22 protein-coding genes are annotated in these 22,165 nt (G+C 68.1%); 17 read left to right on the forward strand and 5 right to left on the reverse strand.

Features of this window, described 5'->3' with window-relative positions:
• Window positions 1-25 precede the first annotated feature (25 nt).
• Together CFW40_RS38290 and CFW40_RS27115 are read right to left on the reverse strand one after the other, a co-directional pair.
• On the reverse strand, window positions 26-154 hold the full coding sequence (locus CFW40_RS38290) for a DUF6408 family protein (protein ID WP_088800469.1): 129 nt from the start codon (window positions 152-154) through the stop codon (window positions 26-28).
• Between the two features lie 167 nt (window positions 155-321).
• On the reverse strand, window positions 322-546 hold the full coding sequence (locus tag CFW40_RS27115) for a hypothetical protein (RefSeq protein ID WP_088800470.1): 225 nt from the start codon (window positions 544-546) through the stop codon (window positions 322-324).
• Between the two features lie 695 nt (window positions 547-1,241).
• Here CFW40_RS27115 and CFW40_RS27120 point away from each other — a divergent pair.
• From CFW40_RS27120 to CFW40_RS27170, 10 genes are all read left to right on the forward strand, one after another.
• On the forward strand, window positions 1,242-2,564 hold the full coding sequence (locus CFW40_RS27120) for a sensor histidine kinase (RefSeq protein WP_120314039.1): 1,323 nt from the start codon (window positions 1,242-1,244) through the stop codon (window positions 2,562-2,564).
• Window positions 2,561-3,247, forward strand: coding sequence for a response regulator transcription factor (locus tag CFW40_RS27125; RefSeq protein WP_088800472.1), 687 nt, complete (start codon window positions 2,561-2,563; stop codon window positions 3,245-3,247). Before CFW40_RS27120 ends, CFW40_RS27125 begins: the two co-directional genes overlap by 4 nt.
• Window positions 3,248-3,664: 417 nt before the next feature.
• Window positions 3,665-4,426, forward strand: a complete 762-nt coding sequence (locus tag CFW40_RS27130) for a thioesterase II family protein (protein WP_088800473.1) — start codon at window positions 3,665-3,667, stop codon at window positions 4,424-4,426.
• 547 nt (window positions 4,427-4,973) lie between these two features.
• Window positions 4,974-5,327: a PRC domain containing protein gene (locus CFW40_RS27135; protein ID WP_088800474.1), complete on the forward strand. Its 354-nt coding sequence runs from the start codon at window positions 4,974-4,976 to the stop codon at window positions 5,325-5,327.
• Window positions 5,328-5,556: 229 nt separating this feature from the next.
• On the forward strand, window positions 5,557-5,967 hold the full coding sequence (locus CFW40_RS27140; RefSeq protein ID WP_256331274.1) for an ATP-binding protein: 411 nt from the start codon (window positions 5,557-5,559) through the stop codon (window positions 5,965-5,967).
• Between the two features lie 223 nt (window positions 5,968-6,190).
• A complete protein-coding gene (locus CFW40_RS27145) occupies window positions 6,191-6,550 on the forward strand; it encodes an ATP-binding protein (protein ID WP_176956377.1) in 360 nt (119 codons plus the stop codon).
• Between the two features lie 184 nt (window positions 6,551-6,734).
• A complete protein-coding gene (locus CFW40_RS27150; protein WP_088800475.1) occupies window positions 6,735-6,962 on the forward strand; it encodes a DUF6458 family protein in 228 nt (75 codons plus the stop codon).
• Between the two features lie 616 nt (window positions 6,963-7,578).
• Entirely contained in the window at window positions 7,579-9,513 is a 1,935-nt protein-coding gene (locus tag CFW40_RS27160) for a glycoside hydrolase family 15 protein (protein WP_088800477.1), read from the forward strand.
• Window positions 9,510-10,235 (forward strand): nucleotidyltransferase domain-containing protein, encoded by a 726-nt coding sequence (locus tag CFW40_RS27165; protein WP_088800478.1) that lies wholly within the window; start codon window positions 9,510-9,512, stop codon window positions 10,233-10,235. The genes CFW40_RS27160 and CFW40_RS27165 overlap by 4 nt, the downstream gene beginning before the upstream one ends.
• 184 nt (window positions 10,236-10,419) lie before the next feature.
• Window positions 10,420-11,316, forward strand: coding sequence for a SigB/SigF/SigG family RNA polymerase sigma factor (locus CFW40_RS27170; protein WP_088800479.1), 897 nt, complete (start codon window positions 10,420-10,422; stop codon window positions 11,314-11,316).
• 145 nt (window positions 11,317-11,461) lie between these two features.
• On the opposite strand, the gene CFW40_RS27175 is transcribed toward CFW40_RS27170, so the two are convergent.
• A complete protein-coding gene (locus CFW40_RS27175) occupies window positions 11,462-11,635 on the reverse strand; it encodes a CsbD family protein (RefSeq protein ID WP_088800480.1) in 174 nt (57 codons plus the stop codon).
• Between the two features lie 256 nt (window positions 11,636-11,891).
• Between CFW40_RS27175 and CFW40_RS27180 the strand changes: the two genes are divergently transcribed.
• The 3 genes from CFW40_RS27180 to gntA all read left to right on the forward strand — a co-directional run bounded on the left by CFW40_RS27180 (window position 11,892) and on the right by gntA (window position 15,140).
• A complete protein-coding gene (locus tag CFW40_RS27180; protein WP_088800481.1) occupies window positions 11,892-12,752 on the forward strand; it encodes an RNA polymerase sigma factor SigF in 861 nt (286 codons plus the stop codon).
• A 702-nt stretch (window positions 12,753-13,454) separates the two neighbouring features.
• Entirely contained in the window at window positions 13,455-14,153 is a 699-nt protein-coding gene (locus CFW40_RS27185) for a class I SAM-dependent methyltransferase (RefSeq protein WP_088800482.1), read from the forward strand.
• 276 nt (window positions 14,154-14,429) lie between these two features.
• The gene (gene gntA / locus CFW40_RS27190) at window positions 14,430-15,140 is read left to right on the forward strand and encodes a guanitoxin biosynthesis heme-dependent pre-guanitoxin N-hydroxylase GntA (protein ID WP_088800483.1); all 711 of its coding nucleotides are present in this window, start codon (window positions 14,430-14,432) and stop codon (window positions 15,138-15,140) included.
• Between the two features lie 143 nt (window positions 15,141-15,283).
• Here gntA and CFW40_RS27195 read toward each other — a convergent pair whose 3' ends face one another.
• Window positions 15,284-15,817, reverse strand: coding sequence for a hypothetical protein (locus CFW40_RS27195; protein WP_088800484.1), 534 nt, complete (start codon window positions 15,815-15,817; stop codon window positions 15,284-15,286).
• Window positions 15,818-15,996: 179 nt separating this feature from the next.
• Complete coding sequence (locus CFW40_RS27200; protein WP_088800485.1) at window positions 15,997-17,082, reverse strand: hypothetical protein; 1,086 nt, start codon at window positions 17,080-17,082, stop codon at window positions 15,997-15,999.
• A 179-nt stretch (window positions 17,083-17,261) separates the two neighbouring features.
• Between CFW40_RS27200 and CFW40_RS27205 the strand changes: the two genes are divergently transcribed.
• The 4 genes from CFW40_RS27205 (at window position 17,262) to CFW40_RS27220 (ending at window position 21,957) form a co-directional block, all read left to right on the forward strand.
• Window positions 17,262-18,152, forward strand: coding sequence for a PTS sugar transporter subunit IIA (locus tag CFW40_RS27205; protein WP_088800486.1), 891 nt, complete (start codon window positions 17,262-17,264; stop codon window positions 18,150-18,152).
• Window positions 18,153-18,213: 61 nt separating this feature from the next.
• Window positions 18,214-19,806 (forward strand): PTS ascorbate transporter subunit IIC, encoded by a 1,593-nt coding sequence (locus CFW40_RS27210; RefSeq protein ID WP_088800487.1) that lies wholly within the window; start codon window positions 18,214-18,216, stop codon window positions 19,804-19,806.
• Window positions 19,807-20,117: 311 nt separating this feature from the next.
• Entirely contained in the window at window positions 20,118-21,134 is a 1,017-nt protein-coding gene (locus CFW40_RS27215; protein WP_088800488.1) for an ATP-binding cassette domain-containing protein, read from the forward strand.
• Complete coding sequence (locus CFW40_RS27220) at window positions 21,094-21,957, forward strand: ABC transporter permease (RefSeq protein WP_088800489.1); 864 nt, start codon at window positions 21,094-21,096, stop codon at window positions 21,955-21,957. Before CFW40_RS27215 ends, CFW40_RS27220 begins: the two co-directional genes overlap by 41 nt.
• The last annotated feature ends 208 nt before the right edge of the window (window positions 21,958-22,165 follow it).

Genomic DNA, 22,165 nt, shown 5'->3' on the forward strand with positions numbered 1-22,165 from the left:
TCTCCGGGCCCGCCACATGCCTGTGTCAGAAGAACAGGCCAGCTGCCGCGGTCAGGGCCGCCACCACGAAATTGGCGATGACACTGACAGCGACGTCGACCAGGATCTCGCGAACCTGGTTACGACGTGCAGGCTTGTACTCAACGGGGTTCATGTGTCACCACTCCTTGGCATGAGCTGGAAGCGGCAGGGATCGCCCTACCGGGCATCCGCACTCACACCACGTTCAGTACGCGGTGGAAACCACTCGTCAGTCACAGCCGAGGATCGGACCGAACACCGCCGACGTACCCTCCGGGAAGGTGCGCAGCATGAACAACATTAGTACAGACGTGTGTTGAGCGTGATGGATTTATGGCCGCCGTCGGCGAGGGCCAGCAGCATGGGGGTGACTGGGGCCAGGCCTTTCCTCCCGTCCAGGGTTTCGCCGAGGATCAGGAAGAGGACCATGTTTCCGGCGTGGGCCGGGCTCGCGGCCCAGACGCTGCCGCTGCGCTGGTACGGCCACATGAGAATGATCTCCTGGAGCTGGAAGGACAGGTCCACACCGCCAGGCTGATCACCACATTCGTGAACTCGGCGTAGCCGATGAAGGCCAGCGGAAGGTGCCACACGGCCCCTATCAGCCCTGTGGCGATGATGGACGGCACCGTACCGCCCCCGAAAGGGCGCGGTCTGAGGTAGCTCGGCCAGCCGAATTCCTCGCCCGAGTAGAGGGGCGAGGAGTAGGGCCACCATCACGAGGCCGAGGACGGTCGCCAGTTCTTTCGTTCCGGTTAAGCCGCCCGGGCCGGAAAGGTTCGGGTCCCACAGGCCGAGCGCAGCGGCGAGAGAGAGGGTGGCCGCCGCGATGAGTGGCGGGCCCAGCCAGGCCGCGATGTAGTAGCGCCAGGCCGACTTGAGGTGGAGTTTCGTCCGGCGTCGGTGAAACCCTCGTTCGTGATGCAGCGGCGGACCACCACTGCGGCAATTCCGGGCATACAGAAGCCGGGTAGGTGAAGGAGGGGGTTTGAGAGGGGATAGGTGGGGGAGGGCGCGCCACCCGGGTTCGGAGTGCGGCCCTGCGGGGGGCTTCTTACTGTCAATTTTTCTTCTGTGGCGGACTCGCAACTCAACTCTGACATCAGGCGGAGGAGCTTCGCATCGCTGTCGAGAGCGAATGCTGATTCCCCCTATTTCGGGGTGTGTTCTGGCGCTTTCGGGGGAGGCAGCCGGGGGCAGTGCCGGGGTACGGTCCGGCCGTGGATAAATCAATTCGCCCGCTTTCGTGCGGGGCTGGGTTCCGGCACTGGGTGTATGCGGCCCTCGGCGCGGCCTTGAGCCTGCCGCCGCTGACGGCGGCGCTGCTGTTCGCGCCGCCGAGGTGGCCGGCGGGGTTCCGGGTGCTGGGCTTCGTGTGTGCGTTCGCCGTGGTGACGGTGGCCATGGGCGCTCCGCTGTCGGCGAGGCGCGCGAGCGTGCGGCTGGCCAACGGGCTACTGGGGGCCGGTCTGCCCGCGCCGGTGGACACGACGGGGCCGCGCTGGGTCAACCGGCTGCGCACCGCGGTGTGGCTGGTGCCGCACATGGTGCTAGGCGGGATGGTGACGGCAGTCTCGTGCCTGGCAGTGTTCGGAGCCGTGGCGTTTCCCTCGGTCTGGCTGGGCGGTGAGGAGCGCATGACCGTCTTCGGACTGTCCCTTTGGATCGGGGAGGGCTGGCGGGGCACGTGGGCGTTGTTGCCGGCCGTGGGATGTCTGGCGCTCGCGGCCGGGGTCACACTCGGCGGCGCGGTGCTCCTTCGACGGCTCGCGCCGGTGCTCCTCGGCCACCGGCCCGGAGAGCGGCTGGCCGCCGCCGAGGAGCGGATGAATCTGTTGGCGCAACGGAATCGCCTGGCACAGGAGTTGCACGACTCGATCGGCCACACCCTTACGGCGTCCACGATTCAGGCGGCGGTGGCAGTGGAGCTGATGGACAGTGACCCGGCGGGAGCCAGGCGCGCCCTGAACAGCATTGAGGAGACATCACGGGCCGCCATGGACGATCTCGATCACGTGTTGGGAATGCTGCGGGAGGAACGGCCGTCCACAGTGCCCCGGCCGACCCTCGCGGATCTCGACGCTCTGGTGGAGCGAGTCCGTGGAGCCGGCGCGCAATTGACAGTGCAGGTTCAGGGCGACCTGGCCCGGGTGCCGACCACAGTGTCGCGGGAGGCGTACCGGGTCGTCCAGGAGGGGCTGACCAATGCGCTGCGGCACGGGGGCAAAGTCGGGATCCGGCTGCGGACGATGGTGCAGGGCGGGTGGCTGGAGCTGGAGCTGACCAATCCGGTCGGTTCGGGGACACCTCCGCGGCAGCGGACCGGGGGGCAGGGGGGCCAGGGAGTGCAGGGGATCGAGGACCGGGTGCGGTTGTTGAGGGGGACTACGCACGCCGGGGTCCTGGAGAACGGTTGCAGCGACGGCAGGGACTGCAGCAACGGCGGCGACTGCGGGAACTGTGACGGCTGTTGGGGTGGTCGGGACCTGGGGGAGGCGCGGTGGCGGCTTTTGGTCCGGATACCGCTACGGTCGGCGTCATGAATGCCTCCACAGTGCCGGGCCCGGCTGCTGACCCGCCCGTGACCGTGCTCGTCGTGGACGACGATGAACTGACGCGCACCGGTCTGCGGACGCTGCTGTCGGCCAAGCCCGATGTGGACGTCGTGGGTGAGGCCGATGATGGCGCCGAGGTGGTTGCCGCCGTGACCCGGCTGCGACCGGACGTGGTGCTGATGGATGTGCGCATGCCGCTGGTGGACGGGATCGAGGCCACCCGGCGGCTGCGGGCGCTGCCCGACCCCCCGAAGGTCGTGGTGATCACCACGTTCGAGAACGATGAGTACGTCTGGGACGCCCTGCGGGCCGGAGCCAGCGGGTTCATCCGCAAGCGCGCCCCGTCACAGCAGATCGCGCACGCCATCCGGTTGGTGGCGGCCGGGGACTCGGTGCTGTTCCCGGACGCGGTCCGCCGGATGGCCGCGGTGCGGCCCGTTCGACGAGACGCCTCCCTGACCACCGCGCTCACGGGCCGCGAGACGGAGACGCTGCGTCTGATGGCACGCGGGCTGTCCAACCAGGAAATTGCTGCCCGGCTGGTGGTGAGCTTGGAGACCGTGAAGACGCATGTGGGCAACGTGCTGGCCAAGTTGGGCGTCGGCAATCGCACCCAGGCGGTTGTCCTGGCCTTTGAAACGGGGGTGGCTGATCCCGGGAGGATGGACTGACCCGGATCAGCCCGTCGCGCCGGCCAGGCCCCGATAGCCCGCAACGACAGTTCGTCCAACGCCATCTCGTCCCCTGTGGTCCTCCTGGACTGTTCCTCTCTCAGGGGGTCTCGACTGTTTCTGTTTCGGTGGCCGTACTCGGCAAGGTGGCGTCGTCCCGGTCGCTTCCTCGCGGCCTTGTCGTGGTGGACAAGAGCTCCGTCAAGCGACTCGAACCGCGAAGGCTGCGGGTCGTCAGGGAATGCGGATTACCTGGGCCACTGCCGTGCGGTGGTGGAGGATCGACGACCGGCCCGGCTGGTGCTTTCGTGTCGGGGCAGGTGGGGTGGCGCTGGTTGGCTGTTCCGTTGTGAATGTTGCTCGTCTCCCCGTGATCTCGTCCGGCACGTAGCCGGGGTCGGCACCTAAGCTTTATGTATGTCTTTCTCCTCTGGTCAGCCCGCCACGCGGTGGCTGCGCACCTACCGTCCGGTGGCCGCACCGCGGCTGCGGCTCGTCTGTTTCCCGCACGCCGGCGGCTCGGCGAGTTTCTACCGCTCCTGGCCGCAGAAGTTCCCGGCTGATTGGGAAGTGAGCGCGGTGTGCTATCCGGGTCGTGAGGAGCGCATCGCGGAACCCGGCATCACGAGCATGGCGGAGCTTGCCGGTCGGGTGGCCGACGAGCTGGCACCTCAGATGACACTCCGCACGGTATTTTTCGGTCACAGCATGGGCGCCTCCGTGGCGCATGAGGTCGCTGCATTGCTCGCCGGGCGCGGGGCGGGACCGGCGGCGCTCCTCGTCTCCAGCCGGGCCGCTCCCCATCTCCTGCGTCGCCTCAGCGACGGGGACCTCACCGATGAGAAGTTGCTCGCCACGGTCGGCCGGCACGGCGGACCGGGGGCGGAGCTCCTGCAAGACCCCGAGATGCGTGAGCTGTTCATGCCGCCGATCCGGGCGGATTACCGGCTGCTCGAAGCGTATGTGGCGGAGCCCAAGGCTCCTGCCGTGGACATCCCCGTCGTCGCCTACTTCGGGACGGATGACCCCCAGCCGGCCCCCGACGAAGTACGGGCATGGGCGGAGCTGACCTCGGCCCGTTATGAGGCGCGCGCGTTTCCCGGGGGCCACTTCTACCTCCTCCCGCATGAAGCCGAGTTGGTCCGCGATATCCGTGAGCGGCTCGTCGCCCTCGAGTGAGGCCACGGTGTGACGTCGGCGCAGCCTGCTTGCCCGGCCGAAGGCCACGCCGCGGTGCGACGTGATGAGACCTGACCTGACGTGATGAGACCTGAGGTGACCTGATGGGACTCTCGACGTGATGTGACATGACGTGACGTGCTGACGGGTAACGGGGCGAGCATGCGCATCCGGGCGGGCACCCGCATCCGGGCCGGCACCCGCATCCGGGCCGGCACCTGCATCCGGTTGGCATCAGGCACTCCGAACGGGACGAAGGAGGAGGAGAAGGGGGCGCGACCAAGGGCGGGTCGCTTCCGACTCTGCGCGGGGGCCAAACATGGGCCGAAAGACGGCCGGCCCGCGCCCCCTCTTTGCCGATCAATGACGTCGACGGGTGCCGGGGCCCGTTTCACCCACTGTTTTGGATACAGGGCTCGGGGCAGCAGAGCACTGTCGGGATGACCGACACGCTGAAAGAGCCCGTCACCGTTCCCTCCCTCTTTGTCAGGGGGCGAAACGGAGACGGAGCAAAGCCTGCTATCGCGTCGCGTCGAAGGGATTTCGCATGAGTTCCACTGTCTGGGGATATCTTCCCGACTCCGGGTACCGGGCGGGCACGACCCTGGTGGGATACAGCGTCGAAGCCGTTGACGGGAGTATCGGCAAGGTCGACAAGCATTCCGATGAGGTGGATTCCGCACACCTCGTCGTCGACACCGGCCCCTGGATCCTCGGGAGGCGCATCGTGCTGCCGGCCGGCACGGTGACCGGCATCGACCAGGAAGAGGAGAAGGTCTATGTCGGCCGCACCAGGCAAGAGATCAAGGACGCGCCCGCCTTTGAAGGGGACGAGCACGTGAGCAGCCCTGACTACCTCCATCAGGTGGGGGTATATTTCGGTGGATTTCCTCTTGTGTGAGGCGTGCTCAGAGCCGAAGGGGCCGACCGTCGCCGGGGTGGCGGGCCAGCCACTGGCTCCTCCTCCGCGGCGGTCGCCCGTGCCGCGTCGTGAAGGTGGGGCATAACCCCTCGGATACGGGGCAGCCGTCGGAGAACCCTCTCGTCGAAGTAGCCTTCTACGCGGCCCTCGGGTTGGGTCGCGGTGGAACTCCACGGCGTGGAGATGGATCAGGCGGGAGGTGAGAGGTGTGACGGGTGCGCAGCAGGCCCCGGTGTGCGAAGCGGCGGAGGCTCGGGACCAGGTCCAGGAGCTACTGAGCGCCCACCGTCCGGCCATCGATGAAATTTCCATGATTGACGCCTTGCTGGTCACCTCGGAATTGGTCACCAATGCGCAGCGCCATGGAGACGGCCTTTCCGGCTTCTCCGCCCGGATCGTGGCCGATCGCCTGGAAGTGACCGTCGCCGATCGCAGTCGTCGGCAACCTGTCACGGCCGTCGGGCGGGAAAAATTTGCGGTCGGTGGATATGGATGGCCGATGATTCAGCAACTTACCGACTGCGTCATCATTATTCCCACCTCGGGCGGTAAGGCCATTACGGTGAGCATTCCCCTCGCCTTCGCCCCGCCCGGCCCGCTGATGTCCTCTCCGGTGTGAGACCCGCCGGGCATCCCACTTCGTGTGCCGCGCGGCGCGGCACACGGCACGCGTGACCAGTGTGCCTTGCGTCCCTACCCGCCGTGACGTCGGCAACGGGGCCTGAGAGTATTGCCGTCCTGCCGTGCGGGAGAACGGCCCCGGCCGGCTGTCCCCGCCTGGCCGGCGGGACGAGGGAGACGGCGCCGTCGGCATGGCGTGGTGCATTGAGGTGGAAGACGTGATGCGGGGAGTACCTGCAAGAGCGGCCGACGCACGCAATTTTGTGCACGACCTGCTGCACAATGCAGGCATCCCGGTCGATGACCTGGCCCTTGTCGATGCCCTCCTGGTGACCACGGAGCTGGTCACCAATGCCCAGCGGCACGGCGGCGGGCTCATCGGGTTCACCGCGCGGATAGTCGAAGGGTATCTGGAGCTGGCGGTCGAGGACCGAAGCGAGGACTGCCCCACCACTGCCGCCCCTCGTGACCCTGGCGCCACGGGCGGATACGGCTGGCCCCTGGTGCAACGGCTGGCCCGCACCATCGACATCGCCCTGACCGAGACCGGCAAGACCATCCGTGTGACTCTGCCCCTCTGACGTCCATTGCGGCCGGCAGTACGGCGGATATCCGCACCGGGGACGGCCTTCATCCGCACCGGCCAGGGGCCCCGCGCCCGGCAGGGCGATCCCGGTCACCCGCAACCGCCACGACTCATGAATGAGTTCGGCCGGGGCATACGCGAGTTCAGCAGCTCTTGCCTACTGGAGGGAGAGGATGATTATGGGTATCGGAGGATGCATCGGGTTGATCGCGGTGGGCGCCATCTTGACGTTCGCCGTGGACTGGCACCTGTCCGGCGTCAATCTCGACCTGGTCGGGCTCATCATGATGGTTGTCGGAGTGATTGGCCTGGCGGCCTATGTGAGCATCCTCAAGCGGCGACGCGTCCAGCCGCCGGCCCCAGGAGCTCCGGTGGTCGACGTCGAGGAGACCCGTACCTACCGGTGAACGACCCGTCGGCGTAGAACCGCGTAAAACGATGTCAACAGGCCCGGCGGTGCCTCTCGGTGTATGACGGGGGCCGGTGTCACCGGACACGGCGGCGTCCCAAGGATCTCCGGGAGGGCAGGGGCCCCGGCAGACCCCAGAAGGCCGGGGCAGACCCCGAAAGGCCCCGGAAGACCAGGAGTCCTGGGAAAGGTCTCCAGCCGCTCTCCGCTCTCCCGGGCCTGCCCGCACCCCCGTCCGTGGCCACCCCTGCCGTGGAGCAGCAGCGGGCAGAGCGCCGTATGGCCGCGAAAGGCAGTTGCGAGAAAGGCAGTTGATGGAAGACCACCGCACGGCCCACACGGCAGGCGCAGACGCAGACGCAGACGTGAACGTGGACGCAGACGTGGACGCAGCGTCCGTCCGGCAGTGCGCGAGCCTTCTCCAGCCGGAGCGGAGTTCCGGCGTGACGGAGTTCCGGCGGAAGGCCGTTGACGGCACCACGCCGCCCAAGGCTCTCTTCGCGGGAGTCCGTAGGTGGACGACGACGGCGACGGGTGTGTGACGCGTGAGCGACCGTCAAACGCCGGCGGACCGCGCCGCGAGCGAGCGCTATCTCCCCATTGCAGAACACGGGATGATCGGCGATCTGCGGACAGCCGCGCTGGTCGGGACCGACGGTGGGATCAGCTGGTTCTGTGCCCCGCGATTCGATTCGCCCAGTATCTTCGGTTCGCTGCTCGACGCGCAGAACGGCGGCCACTGGCGCATCAGCCCCGTCGGGGAGGTGGCCAAGCGGCAGCAGTACTACTTTCCCGACATCAACATACTGATGACGCGGATGCTGACCGAGAACGGCATCGTCGAAATCCAGGACTTCATGCCGATACGGGCAGAGGGCGACCGGTATCACCGGCAGCGGCTGGTGCGGCGGGTGGTCAGTGTGCGGGGCAGCGCGCGTATACGAGCGGTCATTGCACCCCGGATGAACTACGGCCGGGATCCGCACAAGGTGGAATCCCAGCCGCACGGTGTGCGTTTTACCAGCGAGACACGGGAACTCTCGCTCCAGGCCAGTGTGAGCCTCCACGCCGAGGGGCAGGACGCGGTCAGCGAATTCGACCTGCCAGAAGGCCAGTCGGTCCTCTTCGTGCTGGAGTCCACCGAACCCACCCGCGCAGAACCCACCCGCGCGGCACCCACCTGTGCCGAACCCACCCGCGCCCAGCCGACCATCGACCTGGTCGACGCACCGGCGGCCGAGGAACTGTTCCAGTCCACCGTACGGTTCTGGCGCCAGTGGCTGAGCCAGTCCACCTACACCGGCCGCTGGCGCGAAATGGTGCACCGCTCCGCGCTGACGCTCAAACTGCTGACCCACGAGCCCACCGGCGCCATCGTCGCCGCGCCGACCCTCGGGCTGCCCGAACAGGTCGGTGGTGAGAGGAATTGGGACTATCGCTACGTCTGGATACGCGACGCGGCCTTTTCCCTCCATGCCCTGCTGCGGCTGGGATTCACCCGTGAAGCACAGGCCTTCATCAGCTGGCTCACCGAGTGTCTGCGCAAGCCCCGCGACGGGGACCGCGGCCCGCTACGGGTGCTCTATTCCATCGACGGGGATGCCGCGCTGCCCGAGCAGGTCCTCGACCACTGGGAGGGCTACCGCGGGTCTGCTCCCGTCCGTGTGGGGAACGGCGCGGCGGACCAGCTCCAGCTGGACATCTACGGTGAACTGTTCGACTCCATCTATCTGTTCAACAAGCACGGCGACGGCATTTCCCACGAGAGCTGGAGGGATCTGTGCGCCATCCTCGACTGGCTCCTGGAGCACTGGGACGGTCCCGATGCGGGAATCTGGGAGACCCGCGCCGGACAGCAGCGTCATACCTATTCACGGGTGATGTGCTGGGTAGCGGTGGAGCGAATGATCAGAATGGCCCGCCAGCGCGGCTTGCCGGGTGACGTGGGGCGCTGGATGTCGGAACGCGACAAGATCTACCACCAGATCATGAACGAAGGGTGGAGCGCCCAGGATCAGACCTTTGTCCAACGCCTCAGCGGCGACCCGGAAGAGCCACCCGAGGGCATCCTGGACGCGTCGCTCCTGGTGCTGCCGATGGTCAAATTCCTGTCGCCCAAGGACCCGCGATTCCGCTCCACCGTGCACGCGATCAGTAAGGGTCTCGTCACGGACAGCCTGGTATTCCGCTATGACCCGAAGGAGTCTCCCGACGGCCTGGACGGAACCGAGGGCACCTTCTCGATCTGCTCTTTCTGGTGGGTCGAGGCACTGGCCCGCACGGGTCGGACCGACGAGGCCAGGGTGGCACTGGAGAAGATGTTCACCTACGCCAACCACCTCGGTCTGTATGCGGAGCAGATCGGAATGACGGGCGACCACCTGGGGAACTTCCCCCAGGCATTCACCCACCTCGCGCTGATCAGTGCGGCCACGAGCCTGGACGGTTTCATGGGTGAAGCCGCTGTCCGCCGGTGGGCCGGACCTGCACCCACCGGCGGACAGCGCCTGGCGACCGATGGGTGGGGCCGGCACGATGAACGCCCATGAATGACCAAGAGACCGTTGAGGACCGCGCTTTACGTTTGGTCACCGAGCGTTTTCCGCACGCTGTGGGCGCCCTGCTCGGAGGGTCCGCTGCTCAGGGCCGGGCGACCCCGACCAGCGACCTGGACATCGCCGTCCTCCTCCCGGACGGGGACACCAGCCGCCGGGAAGTGATCCGTCACGACGGATTCCTGGCCGAGTTGTTCCTGCACACCGTCACGGACATACCCGCGTTCTTCGCATGGGACAGAGCCCGCCGCCGGGGCACGGTCCTTTTCCTCTATGACCAGGGCCTGATGCTGACCGACCCCCATGGCCATGTGGCCCGTACGCGCGAACGGGCCCGAGCGGTCATCGCGGCCGGACCTCCCCCGCTCACTCCGGAAGAGTGGGAACGCGGTCGCTACATCCTTACCTGTTACCTGGACGACCTTGCCGACACCCCACCGGCCAACCGGTACGAACAGCTTTCCCTGGCCGACCACGCCCTGCGCGAGGCGACGCACCTCGTCACCGCTTACCACGGTGCATGGACGGGGATCGGCAAATGGCTACCCCGCAGACTGCTGAGCGCGGACCCGGCGCGAGGAAGGGCCTTGTTGGACGGCCAGCAGGCCGTCGCCGAACACGCCGATCCGATGCCCATGGTGGCTGCGGTACAACAGGTCCTCGATCTGATCGGTGGAGCGTTGCGGGAGGGATACACACAGAGCTGGGGCACCTGATCCGGCCGATGGGGTCAGCGGAATTTCCGGCCGACGTGTCCTGCTCGGACGGGGAAATTCGCGGATGGCTCCTCCGGTACACCGGCTGCGCCACTCCGCGGGGTGATTGTGCGGCCGGCCTGCATAAGAACCGCAGCCTCGGGAAAGGGGCGTGCTCAAACGACCTGAATTCCGGAGGTGAATCATGAACGCGGTTTTCGAGGACGTATCGGACAGGGAGCTGCAGAGGGCCTGTGACGGGCTGTCGCCGCGCGCCGGAGAAACTTCCACCACGCTTCCTCCCATCGAGGATGCCAGGAGCGTTGCTCCCCATGACGCCAAGGCTTTGTCGCCGCTGTTCTTCGATCGGCTCGGGGAGCTCGAAGAAGGCACTCCCGAGTATCAGTACACCCGCAATACGCTCATCGAGATGAACCTTTCCTTGGTGCGCTATGTGGCCTCGCGGTACAGAAGTCACGGTGACCAGCTCGAGGACATCGTCCAGGTGGGCACGATCGGTCTGATCAAGGCCATCGACCGGTTCGACCGCTCACGCCGCACGGAGTTCGCGGCCTTCGCCATCCCCCACATCCTCGGGGAGATCAAGCGGTTCTTCCGCGACACCAGCTGGGCCGTCCACGTCCCCCGGCGCCTGCAGGAGCTCCGCGCCGATCTGACCCGGGCGACGGAGGAGCTGTCGACGCTCCTGGACCGGGAACCCACCGTCAAAGAGCTGGCCGGGCACCTGCAGCTCACCGAAGAGGAGATCATCGAGGGCATCACGGCCTCCAACGGCTACTCGGCCATCTCCTTGAACGTGTCCTGCGACGGCGATGCGGCGCCGGAGGGCGGCGGTCCCTCCTTCGCCGACGTCCTTGCCGCGGCCGACCCCGCCACGGAGTACGTCGAGGACCGGTGCACCCTGACCGCACTCCTGAAGCTGCTCAGCGACCGCGACCGCCTCATCATCCAGCTGCGCTTCGGCCAGGAGATGACGCAGGCCCAGATCGGAGCCGTACTCGGCGTCTCCCAGATGCACGTCTCGCGCCTGCTTGCCCGCATCATCAAGCAGCTCCGCAAGGGAATGCTCGGTCAGAAGTGATGCCGGCCCGGTTCGGTCCGATGCCGGCAGCGAAATCAGCGAAAGGGAGGAGGACATCCGGACGTAGAGGAGGGGTGGGGATATCCGGACGTGCGGGAGGGCCACGGCGTAAAAGCAGTGGCCCTCCCGCGTGGTGCGTGCCTGGTTACTTCTTGAAGGCGTCCTTGGCCTTCTCCTTCGCTCCGCGGAGATCTCCCCGGGATTCCTCTGCGGAGCCCTCGGCAGTGGCGCTCTCGTTACCGACCGCGCGTCCCGCTTCCTTCTTGACCTTTCCGATGGTCTGCTCGGCGATGGCCTTGACCTTTTCGCTGGCACTCATTGTGAGGTCCTTCCGTTGGCGGCACTTGTCGCGTGCCCCCGCCCTGCCCCGTCAAACGACGGAGTGGAGTACGGGGGCGGCGGGATCCGGCGGGATACGGGGAGTGCCGTCGGCTCCTGCGGGGGCCCGCGGTGCCACGCACCTCATGCGCCTGGAAGTTGAGAGCATCTGATTCCGGTTCGGAGGCATGCAGGCATGGGATCGGGGTAGGCGCCCGCTGCAGCGTCCGCGGGTGCCGGGCGCGCGGGAAGGCGAGATGACCACCATCGTGAGCGGGACCACGACCGGGCAGCGGGATGCCGACACGGACTCCGTACTGCCGGAGGTGACGCAACCGCAGAAGGTGGCCCCGCGCGACGCGAAGGAGTTGTCGAAGCAGTTCTTCGAGCGGCTTCAGGTCCTCGAGGAGGGGACGCACGAGTACCAGTACGCCCGCAACACCCTCATCGAGATGAACATGTCGATGGTGCGCTACGTCGCCCGTCGCTACCGCAACCGCGGCGATGACATGGAAGACGTCATCCAGGTGGGCACGATCGGTCTGATCAAGGCCATCGACCGGTTCGAGCTCTCGCGTGAGGTGGAGTTCTCCACCTTCGCCGTTCCCTACATCCTCGGGGAGATCAAGCGGTTCTTCCGCGACACCGGCTGGGCGGTCCACGTGCCCCGCCGCCTCCAGGAACTGCGCAGCGACCTGGCCAAGGCCAAGGAGCACCTTGCTGCCACCCTCGACCGCGACCCCACCGTCCGTGAACTGGCCGCCCATCTCGACCTGTCGGAGGACGAGGTCATCGAGGGCATCGTCGCCGCCAACGGCTACACCGCCGGCTCGCTCGACACCCCCGCCGACCCGGACCCGTCCGAGCAGCGCCGCACCCTCGTCGATGTGCTGGGGGACAACGACCCGGCGCTGGAGGCCGTCGAAGACCTGCATGTGCTGGCTCCGCTGCTCGAGACGCTCGACGCACGTGAACGACGCCTGATCGAGCTGCGCTTCGGCCAGGAGATGACCCAGTCGCAGATCGGTGCCGAGCTCGGGGTCTCCCAGATGCATGTCTCCCGGCTGCTCACCCGTACGCTGTCCAAGCTCCGCGCCGGAATGTTCACCGAGCGTTGATTCCCGCGCCTGTAAGCGTGCCCTCTCCGGTGTCCTCGCCTGTGCCCGTGACCGCGGCATGGCGGGCGGGTTTGCGGCAGCCGTAGGGGAGAGGGCGCGCGGCCGCGTCGGCCGCCTTCCTGGGGGCCCCTCATACCTGAGAGCTACGCGGCAATGGTTCTTGAGCGTGATGTTGTGACCGGCTGTAAAAACTAGGGTGGTTCTCGGTCGGGGCAAGGAGCGGGGGAACGGCGGCTATGCGCGCTGCGAGGTGGGGGAGGGGACCCCTGCGGGAGAGCCTGCCATGCCGTCCCGGCGACTCCACCCTCCATGGCGGCGACCTTGGCTCGATGCCCGTCGGAACCGCGTCCGGGCCCGCCGGCGTTGCCCCCTGTGCAAGGCCCGGCTTCGGTGCCGCACCGGCTTCGGCGTCGCCCCGGTCTCTCTTCGCCGCCCCCGGGCGGCACGCGTCATGGTGCAAAGAGCGCTGCTCACCGTCTTTCGGCGAGCGGAGTACGCGCCTCCACCGGTCCGCCACGAGGCGGTATGACGCTCCTGCCCCTTGTCTGCGGCGTCCCCTGCGTCCTTCCCTCCCCCCCCGGTGCGTCCTCCTCATCCCCCGCACCTTTTGCGCCTCCCGCACCCCTTGCGGCCCCAACACGCTTGGCATCTCCCGCATCAGTGTCCGTTCTCATCAGTACGCAATATCCCGGTGGAGGAAAAATGGAAGCCATAACTGTCGAGCACGTCAGCGGTCTGTATGCGAAGTACCAGGACGACCTGCGGGTGGTGCGTGACGCGCAGCGGAAGTTTCTCCGGGACCGTGGAAAGTCGATGAAGGCGCAGCTCGACGACTACGAGGCGGAGATCACGTATCTGCTCCTCCGCGATGTGCGCCCCGAAGTCGTGGTGGAGGTCGGGACCTTCTACGGCTGGTCCACGATGTGGATCCTCAGCGCCCTCCGTGACAACGGGATCGGCCATCTGCACTCGTTCGACATCGTCGACAACGTGGTACGCAATGTGCCTGCCGAACTCTCCGCGGACCGCTGGACGTTCACGAAGGGGGACATCCAGCAGCACCCGGAGAAGATCCCTGCCGAGACGGACTACCTCTTCATCGACGCGGACCACGGGTCTCGTTTTGCCCACTGGTACATCGAGAACCTGTTCCCCGCCGTCCCTCCGCGGACGCCCACCAGCGTCCACGACGTGTTCCACGGCCGGCGCCCCAAGCCGTTCAGCGAAGGGTCGGTCATCGTGAAGTGGCTGGCCGAGCAGAACATCGAGTTCTTCACGCCGTCCACGGCGAAGGCGCCTCAGGTAACCCGACAACTGGCTGCCGTCAAGAAGGAATTGGGGCTCGACGAGCCGGTACGGGACAGCGACCACAACCCGATGATCTTCTTCACGCTTCCGTAGTGGGCCTCGGCGACATCTTGGTCCGTACGGCATACCGCGTACGTACCTGTGGTGGCGGCTTCGGCCGCCACCACACTCCCCCCGCCGGTGAACCGCATCGCCTGAGCCCCTTCCGTTTTTGGCCCTTTGCCCTCGCCGTTTCTCCTTCGCCCTCTGTCCTTCGCCCTCTGTCCTTCGATCTTCGTCCTTCGATCTTCGTCCTGTTTGTGCCTTGCCGGCCGCGCCTGGACCCCGCACTGTCATGGGGCCAGCATTGGATCAAGCCAAGGTCTGACGATGAATGAACCCGGCACTGCGATACGCACCGAACTGGAACGATTCATTCAGACGCGGGAGTTCAGCTGTCTCGGCGCACGCGCCGCAGTGAAGCGCCGCGCCCTCACGCACCGGCACTACCGAAGAATGGGCGACGAGGCCTCGGCGGCGGAAAATCACCGCGACCTCGTGGAGTACGTCGAGGCGGTCCGTCCGCTGCTGTCCGGTCAGAGCTTCCGTACGTTTGTCGCGACGTTCGACGAGCCAGGAATGGTGGACGAACGCGCCTACGAGGAGCTCATCTGGCGGCATCTGCAACTCATGCACGACCTCGACAGCCGGACCTTCGGCCTGGACACGGGCGCGTCCTCCGACCCCGACCGGCCCAATTTCGGCTTCCATGCGGGCGGGCACGCCTTCTTCGTCGTGGGGATGCACCCCGGTTCGTCCCGGGCGAGCCGGCGCTTCACGACCTCGGCAATCGCCTTCAATTCCCTCGCACAGTTCATGTTCCTCGGCGAGAATTTCTACTCGATGCAGGACGCGATCCGCAGACGTGAGGCCAAGAACAACGGTTCCGTCAATCCGAGTTTCATCGAGTACGAATACGAGCAGCCCGCACGGCACTTCTCCGGCCGGTTCACGGAGGAGGACTGGAAGTGCCCTTATACCTCACGGCACGCACCGGCTACCGAGGACTTCACCGAGGGGCTTCTCCAGCATGGGCGGTGAGTTTGCGCAGGGGCCCCCGTCCACAGGCCGTCCCTCACCGCGGCGGTCAGACGCCAGTCAGACGACGGCCGGCTGAACGGTCGGGGTTCGTACGGTAGGTGTCCATGCCGAGACTCTTCTCCGGGGCCGTCCGCTCGGGCGGCTCAGTCCGTCTGGTGGGCCGTGCGCGCCGCCTCCACGAAGTCCTCCAGAGCCGCCCAGAAAGGGCGGTAGGCGGCGTTGAAGGCGTCGTGGCGATCGGTGTCGCCGGGCGGGGCGTCCGTGAGGGCCGTGTAGAAGGGGCCCGTCGCCTTCTGGAGGGCGAGTGCGGCCGCGGCGGCCGGGGGCGGGCCTTCCAGCTCGACGACACGGGCGCAGCGCCGGATCTTCGCGTACTCGGCGACCTCGCGGTCCCGCAGCTCGTCGAGTGCGGCGGTACGGGCATCGGAGCCCGGCAACCGCAGTGTCGCGGAGATCTCCCAGAACAACTCGCCCATCCGGTGGGTCTGTTCGATCAGATCCAGGTAGGCGGTGCGCCGGCTCTCCCGCAGCCGCTCGGCGCGCTGTGAGCGTGCGGAGATCTCGCCCTGAATCCTCGCGGCCTGGGCGCTGCCGCGGCTCGTAACCCAACTGGCGAGCACCGCCGTGCCGCCGGTCACCGCCGCGATCGCCAGAGTCCACCACGTACTGTCGCCCACGGGGCGCACCCTACCGAGTCGCTGTGGCGCTTCTCTTGCGGGTCGCCCCTTCCCGGTCGCCCCTTCCTGGTCATCCCTTCCCGGTCGCCCCTTCCTGGTCATCCCTTCCGGGTCGTCTCTTCGTCGGACACCCTCCTGGGGCACTGCTTCCGGGGCACGGTTCATGGCCTCGGCCACCGCTACGACGGGAACTCGCCCGGCGGCACCGCACTCGTGCCGGCATTTCCGCCGAGCACCTTGTTCAGGCTGAACGTCAGCACCGTGTACTGCGTTCCGCCCGCCACCCGCACCGTCCGGAAGGTCGCCCTGTCGTCGAACTTCTCGAAGCGGCACTCGCGGGTGAAGGAGCTCTTCGTGCCGTTCCAGTCCTCGCCGGTGGTGAAGTACACCGTGTAGGAACCGCTGTTGACGCTGCGTACGGTTGCCTCGGAACCGCTGCGCACGTACACGGAGAACGCCGTCCGGGTGCCGCGGGTCAGCGTCATCACCGCATCGGTGCCGGTGCCGTTCTTGATGGTCAGCCGACCCAGGCCGCCCCGGCTGCCGTCGCGAAGGAACGCACCGTTCGCCAGCCGCCGGTGCCGGGTCCGCTCCGTACGCGGCAGACGCAGTGTGGCGTCGTAGCCCAGTGCGGTGAGCGCGCGCCCGGACTGCTCGACGCGCTGCGGGCTCAGGGCCCTGCCCAGTGCGACGCGCGGTGAGGCGGAACAGCGGCCGGCGCTGCCACGGGCGCTTCGCAGGTCCTGCGCCAAAGCACTGAGCGAGGAGGCAAGTTGACCGTTGCCGGTAAGGGCGTCGTTCGGTGTGGTGGTTGCTTGCAGGGCGCGGGCGGCGGTGTCCGCCTTGGCTGCTGCCGTGTCCAGGGCCTTGTTCAGCGGCCCGCCGTCCTGCGCGCCGTCGACCGCGCGCAGGGCGCTGTCGAGCGGCCCGAGAGCTTCGGCCAGCGCACGGCGGTAGGCGGCCGGGGCGACGGCCGGTGTCGGGCTGGGGGAGTACGCCGAACCGGGTGCAGAGCTGTTGGGGCCGTCCGCCGGTCCCTTGCCTTCCCCGTCCGGAGGTGAGGAAGAGGAACAGGCCGTAAGCGACAGTGAGAGAGCGAGTGCCGCCGCGCCCAGGACGGCGGCCCGGCTGCTGAAGCGCGGTCTCCGTGCCGGCTGTGCCGGGGGTTGGGTGGGGGCGGTCCGGCTCTCGCCGTGTGCCGGTGGTGCGGCCGTGTCCGCCGCTGTCCGGTTCGTCGTCGTGTGCGCAGAGGTGTACCTCGTCATGAGTCCCCCGATTCCCCCGGTATCCCCCGACATCCGGCAACTGCCGGAAGAACAGGCTTCTTGGCCCACACGTGACTGTCAAGGCCGTTTACCAGGACGGGAGTTCCGGGGAAATCCCTCGGAATTCCTGCTTCCGCACTCGTGCGCGGCCACCTGGCGCATAGGTAGAGTCCCCTGCCATGGCAGCGCTGAATGATCTTCTCCCGCAGGCGGCCGTACGCCTCGATGTCCGGGTGGCGGACTGGCGGGAAGCGATACGTACGGCCGGTGAGCTGCTGGTGGAGACGGGTGCCACCACCGAGGCCTACACCGCGGAGATGATCCGCAATGTCGAGGAGAACGGGCCGTACCTCGTCATTGCGCCGGGCTTCGCGTTCGCCCACGCCCGTCCCTCGCCCGCCGTGCGCCGGACCGGGATGTCCTGGGTCCGCCTGGCGCAGCCGGTGGAGTTCGGTCATGAGTCGAATGACCCGGTGCAGCTGGTCGTGGGACTCGCCGCCGAGGACTCCGGGGCGCATACGGCGGCGATGGCCGCACTCGCGCGGTTGCTCGCCGATCCGGCGACCGCGCAGGCTCTGCAGGACGCTGCCGGTCCGGACGGGCTGCATGCGGTGCTGGCCGGGCCGGAGGGCGAGGGCGAAGCCGATGGCGATGACCGGTTGCGGGGCGAGGATGTCGTACCGGAGCCGTCCGTACCGGGCGAGGCTGTGCGCGAACGGTCCGTCCCCGGCGAGGCCGTACCCGAAGGTGCCGTACGTGAGCAGCCCGGAGTCGCCCCGCGGGCGGTACACAAGATCCTCACGGTGTGCGGCAACGGCGTGGGCACCAGTCTGTTCCTGAAGAACACGCTGGAGCAGGTGCTCGACCGCTGGGGCTGGTCCCGCCATGTGACGGTGGAGGCGACCGACACCATCTCGGCCAAGGGCAAGGCGTCCGAGGCCGTCGCGATCCTCACCTCCCGGGAGATCGCCAGGACGCTGGGGGAGGTCGGCGTACCGGTAAAGGTCGTGGAGGACTTCACCAGTGGTCCCGAGGTCGACCGCATCCTCCGCGACACCTATGACGTGTGAGCACGGCAACTGACCGCCGCCACTGAGCACGGCCACTGAGCACGGGAGGACGGACCGCCCCATGGACTGGCTCATACCCCTCGCCACGTTTCTCGTGAACGAGATCCTCAGCCAACCCGCGTATCTGGTCGGCCTGATCACGGCGGCCGGTCTGATCGCGCTGAAGAAGACCGCAGGTCAGGTGGTCGGAGGTGCGATCAAGGCGACGCTCGGCTTTCTGCTGATCGGCGCCGGGGCGGGGCTGGTGGTCAGCTCTCTCGGCCCGCTGGGCGGCATGATCCACGGGGCGACCGGGGCGCATGGGGTGATCCCGACCAACGAGGCGATCGTCGGCATCGCCCAGGCGCGGTTCGGCGCCCGCGTCGCCTGGCTGATGATCCTCGGCTTTGCGGTCGCCTTGATGCTGGCCCGCTTCACCCCACTGCGGTATGTGTTCCTGACCGGCCACCACATGCTGTTCATGGCCACCTTGCTGACCATAGTCCTGGCCCCTTCCGGCCGCTCCTCGGTGAGCGTGGTGGTCGTCGGCGGACTGCTGCTGGGCATCCTGCTGGTCGCGATGCCGGCGTTCGCGCACCCCTGGACCAAGCGCATCACCGGCAACAACAGCATCGCCATCGGCCACTTCGGCACCGCCGGCTACGTCGTCGCGGGCGCCGCCGGACAACTCGTCGGCAAGCGCAGCCGCAGTACGGAGGACATGAAGCTGCCCGAGGGCCTGCGCTTTCTGCGGGACTCGATGGTCGCCACGGCGCTGTCCATGGTGCTGATCTACGTCATCATGTCGCTGGCCTACCTGGCGCGAGTGGGCCGGGCGACGGCGTTCAAGTCGTTCGCGGCGGGCGGCGGCAGCGCGGCCGGCGACCTCGGCAACTACGTCATGCAGTCCGTCATGCAGGGCCTGCAGTTCGGGATCGCGGTCGCGGTGATCCTCTTCGGCGTCCGGACGATCCTGGGCGAACTGGTCCCCGCGTTCCAGGGCATCGCGGGCAAGCTCGTACCGGGCGCGGTGCCGTCCCTGGACGCCCCGATCGTCTTCCCGTACGCGCAGAACGCGGTGCTCATCGGCTTTCTCGCCAGCTTCGCCGGCGGCCTGGTCAGCCTCGCCCTGCTGGCCTGGGTGGGCCATCCGGCGCTCGGTCTCGCACTGGTCCTGCCGGGGCTCGTACCGCACTTCTTCACCGGGGGAGCGGCCGGCGTATACGGCAACGCCACCGGTGGCCGGCGCGGTGCGGCGGTGGGCGCTTTCCTGAACGGTGTGCTGATCACGTTCCTGCCCGCGCTGCTGCTCAAGGTGCTCGGTGCGTTCGGCAAGGAGAACACCACGTTCGGCGATGCCGACTTCGGCTGGTTCGGCACTCTGATCGGCACCGCCGCCAGGGCGGGCGGCACCGCCGGCATCCTCGTGATGCCGGCCCTGGGCGCCGTACTCCTGGGGGCGGCGATCCTCTTCCAGAAGCGGGTCGTGGACACCGGCTGGGACCCGGGCGCCCGCCGCGATGCCTTCCTGCCGGGCGCGGCATCCGCGGCATCCGCGGCAACCCTGTCATCCGGCACGGCTGCGGCCTCGGCGCCGGTCCCGGTACCAGGTCATGCGAAGATCGCGCCGCCGGCGGGGGCGCCGGCCCCGCCACCGCCACCCGCGACCGGCTGAGCCGGGCGGACCGTACCGGCGCGGGCTCCCCGCGCGTACGGCACGACGCCGCACGACACGACCACGGCACGACACGGCACCACAGGGCACGGGCCGGCCCGGCTCCCGGCGCTGGGCCGTTCGATGCCCGCTCCGCGCGCGTCCGGGGCCACTGTCTGCCCGCGGAGCTAAAATCCGGAGCATGGCTGCAGGGGAGTTCCCCGGCCCGGCGACCGACGCGCCGGCCGGTGTCCGGCGGCTGATCCGCCGCCGGCGGCCCTTCCTGCCCTGCGCAGGCTCGCCCACCACCTGCACGAGGAGGCGGAGCGCATATGACCTGCGACGACGAAGAACGGCAGGAGCGGGCGTCCGGCCCCGCCCCGGACGAGACCGCCCCCGACGCCGTGAGCTGCCGGGCCCTGCGCTACGCCTTCGGTGAGACCAAGGCCGTGGACGGCGTCGATCTCTCCGTCCGCCCCGGCGAGGTCTTCGGCCTGCTCGGCCCCAACGGAGCGGGCAAGACCACCGCGATCCGCTGTATCACCACCCTCCTGCCCGTCCCCTCCGGCATGGTGCGGGTATTCGGGCACGACGCGGCGAAGGAGCGGATGGCGGTGCGCCGGCTGCTGGGGTACGTACCGCAGCAGCTGTCCGCGGATGCCGGGCTGACCGGCCGCGAGAACGTCGCCCTGTTCGCCCGGGTCTTCGATGTCCCGCGCCGTGAGCGCGCCGCACGCGTCACCCAGGCACTGGAGGCCGTCGGCCTCACCGACGCAGCCGGCCGGCTCGCGAAGACGTACTCCGGCGGTATGATCCGTCGCCTCGAACTCGCCCAGGCCCTGGTCAGTGCGCCCCGTCTGCTGATGCTCGACGAGCCGACGATCGGCCTCGACCCGATCGCCCGCACCAGCGTCTGGGAGCACATCAACGCCGTACGGGCGGCCACCGGCATGACCGTCCTGGTGACCACGCACTACATGGACGAGGCCGACCAGTACTGCGACCGCCTCGCCCTGATGCACCGCGGGCGGATCCGCGCCCTCGGTACCCCCGATGAGCTCCGGTCCGCCCTGCGTGCCCGCCGCGCGGCCGCGGCCTCGCCCGCCGACCCCGCGGCAACGAGCCCTTCGGCCGCCCCGGCACCAGCGGCTGCCGCCTCATCGGACTCATCCCCCTCCTCTCCCTCCCCCTCTTCCTCCTCTCCCTCATCGGCCCCCTCGGGCTCGTCCGATGCCGTGCCGACGCTGGAGGACGTCTTCCGGGACGTCGCCGGCAGCGGTCTCGACGAGCAGTCAGGAGACTTCCGAGATGTCCGAAGCACCCGCCGCACCGCACACCGCGTCGGCTGAACCGGCCACCGGTCCCGGCCGCCTGGACCTGCTGCTGGTACCGCCGCGTGCCCGCACCGGCTGGCGGGTGCTGCCCGCCAGAATCGTCGCGATGTGCGTGGTCGAACTGCAGAAGCTGCGCCACGACCGGACGGAGCTCTACACCCGCGCCGTCCAGCCCGCCCTGTGGCTCCTGGTCTTCGGCGAGACCTTCACCCGTATCAAGGCCATCCCGACCGGCGGCACCCCGTACATCGACTATCTGGCGCCCGGCATCATCGCCCAGTCGGCCATGTTCATCGCGATCTTCTACGGCATCATGATCATTTGGGAGCGGGACGCCGGCATCCTCACCAAGCTGCTGGTGACACCGACCCCACGCTCCGCCCTGATCGCCGGGAAGGCCTTCGCCGCCGGGGTGAAGGCGCTGATCCAGGCCGTCGTGGTGATCGTCATCGCCGCACTGCTCGGGGTGGCCATGACCTGGAACCCTCTACGGCTCCTGGCCGTCGCTGTCGCGGTGATCCTCGGCTCGGCCTTCTTCTCCTGCCTGTCCATGACGATTGCCGGGATCGTGCTCACCCGCGACCGCCTGATGGGCATCGGCCAGGCCATCACCATGCCGTTGTTCTTCGCCTCCAATGCTCTCTACCCGGTGGCGATCATGCCCGGCTGGCTCCAGACGGTCAGCAGGATCAACCCCCTGAGCTACCAGGTCGATGCCCTCCGCGGCCTGCTCCTGGGAACCCACGCCCATCTGGCTGAGGACTTCACCGTCCTGGTGGCCGCCGCCGTACTGGGCATCGCCGCGGCCTCCTCGCTCCTGGGACGCCTGGCTCGCTGACACCACGTCACCCGTCGGTCCGGGCCGATCGCGCACCGACCCGAACCCGCCCCGCGGGTCCGGCGTTACACTCGCGCGGCATGCGTTCCCGCGGTCGCACCGCCCGTCAGGACAGGCAGGGGCGGGAGTGATTTCTCGGTCGCCGACAGGCCTGCCGGTGGCCGGCACATCGCCCCCGCTCTCCCCCGGGGCAGTGCATCGTGTTCCT

Origin of the sequence: Streptomyces sp. 2114.4 (assembly GCF_900187385.1) — a bacterium.
GTDB lineage: Bacteria > Actinomycetota > Actinomycetes > Streptomycetales > Streptomycetaceae > Streptomyces > Streptomyces mooreae.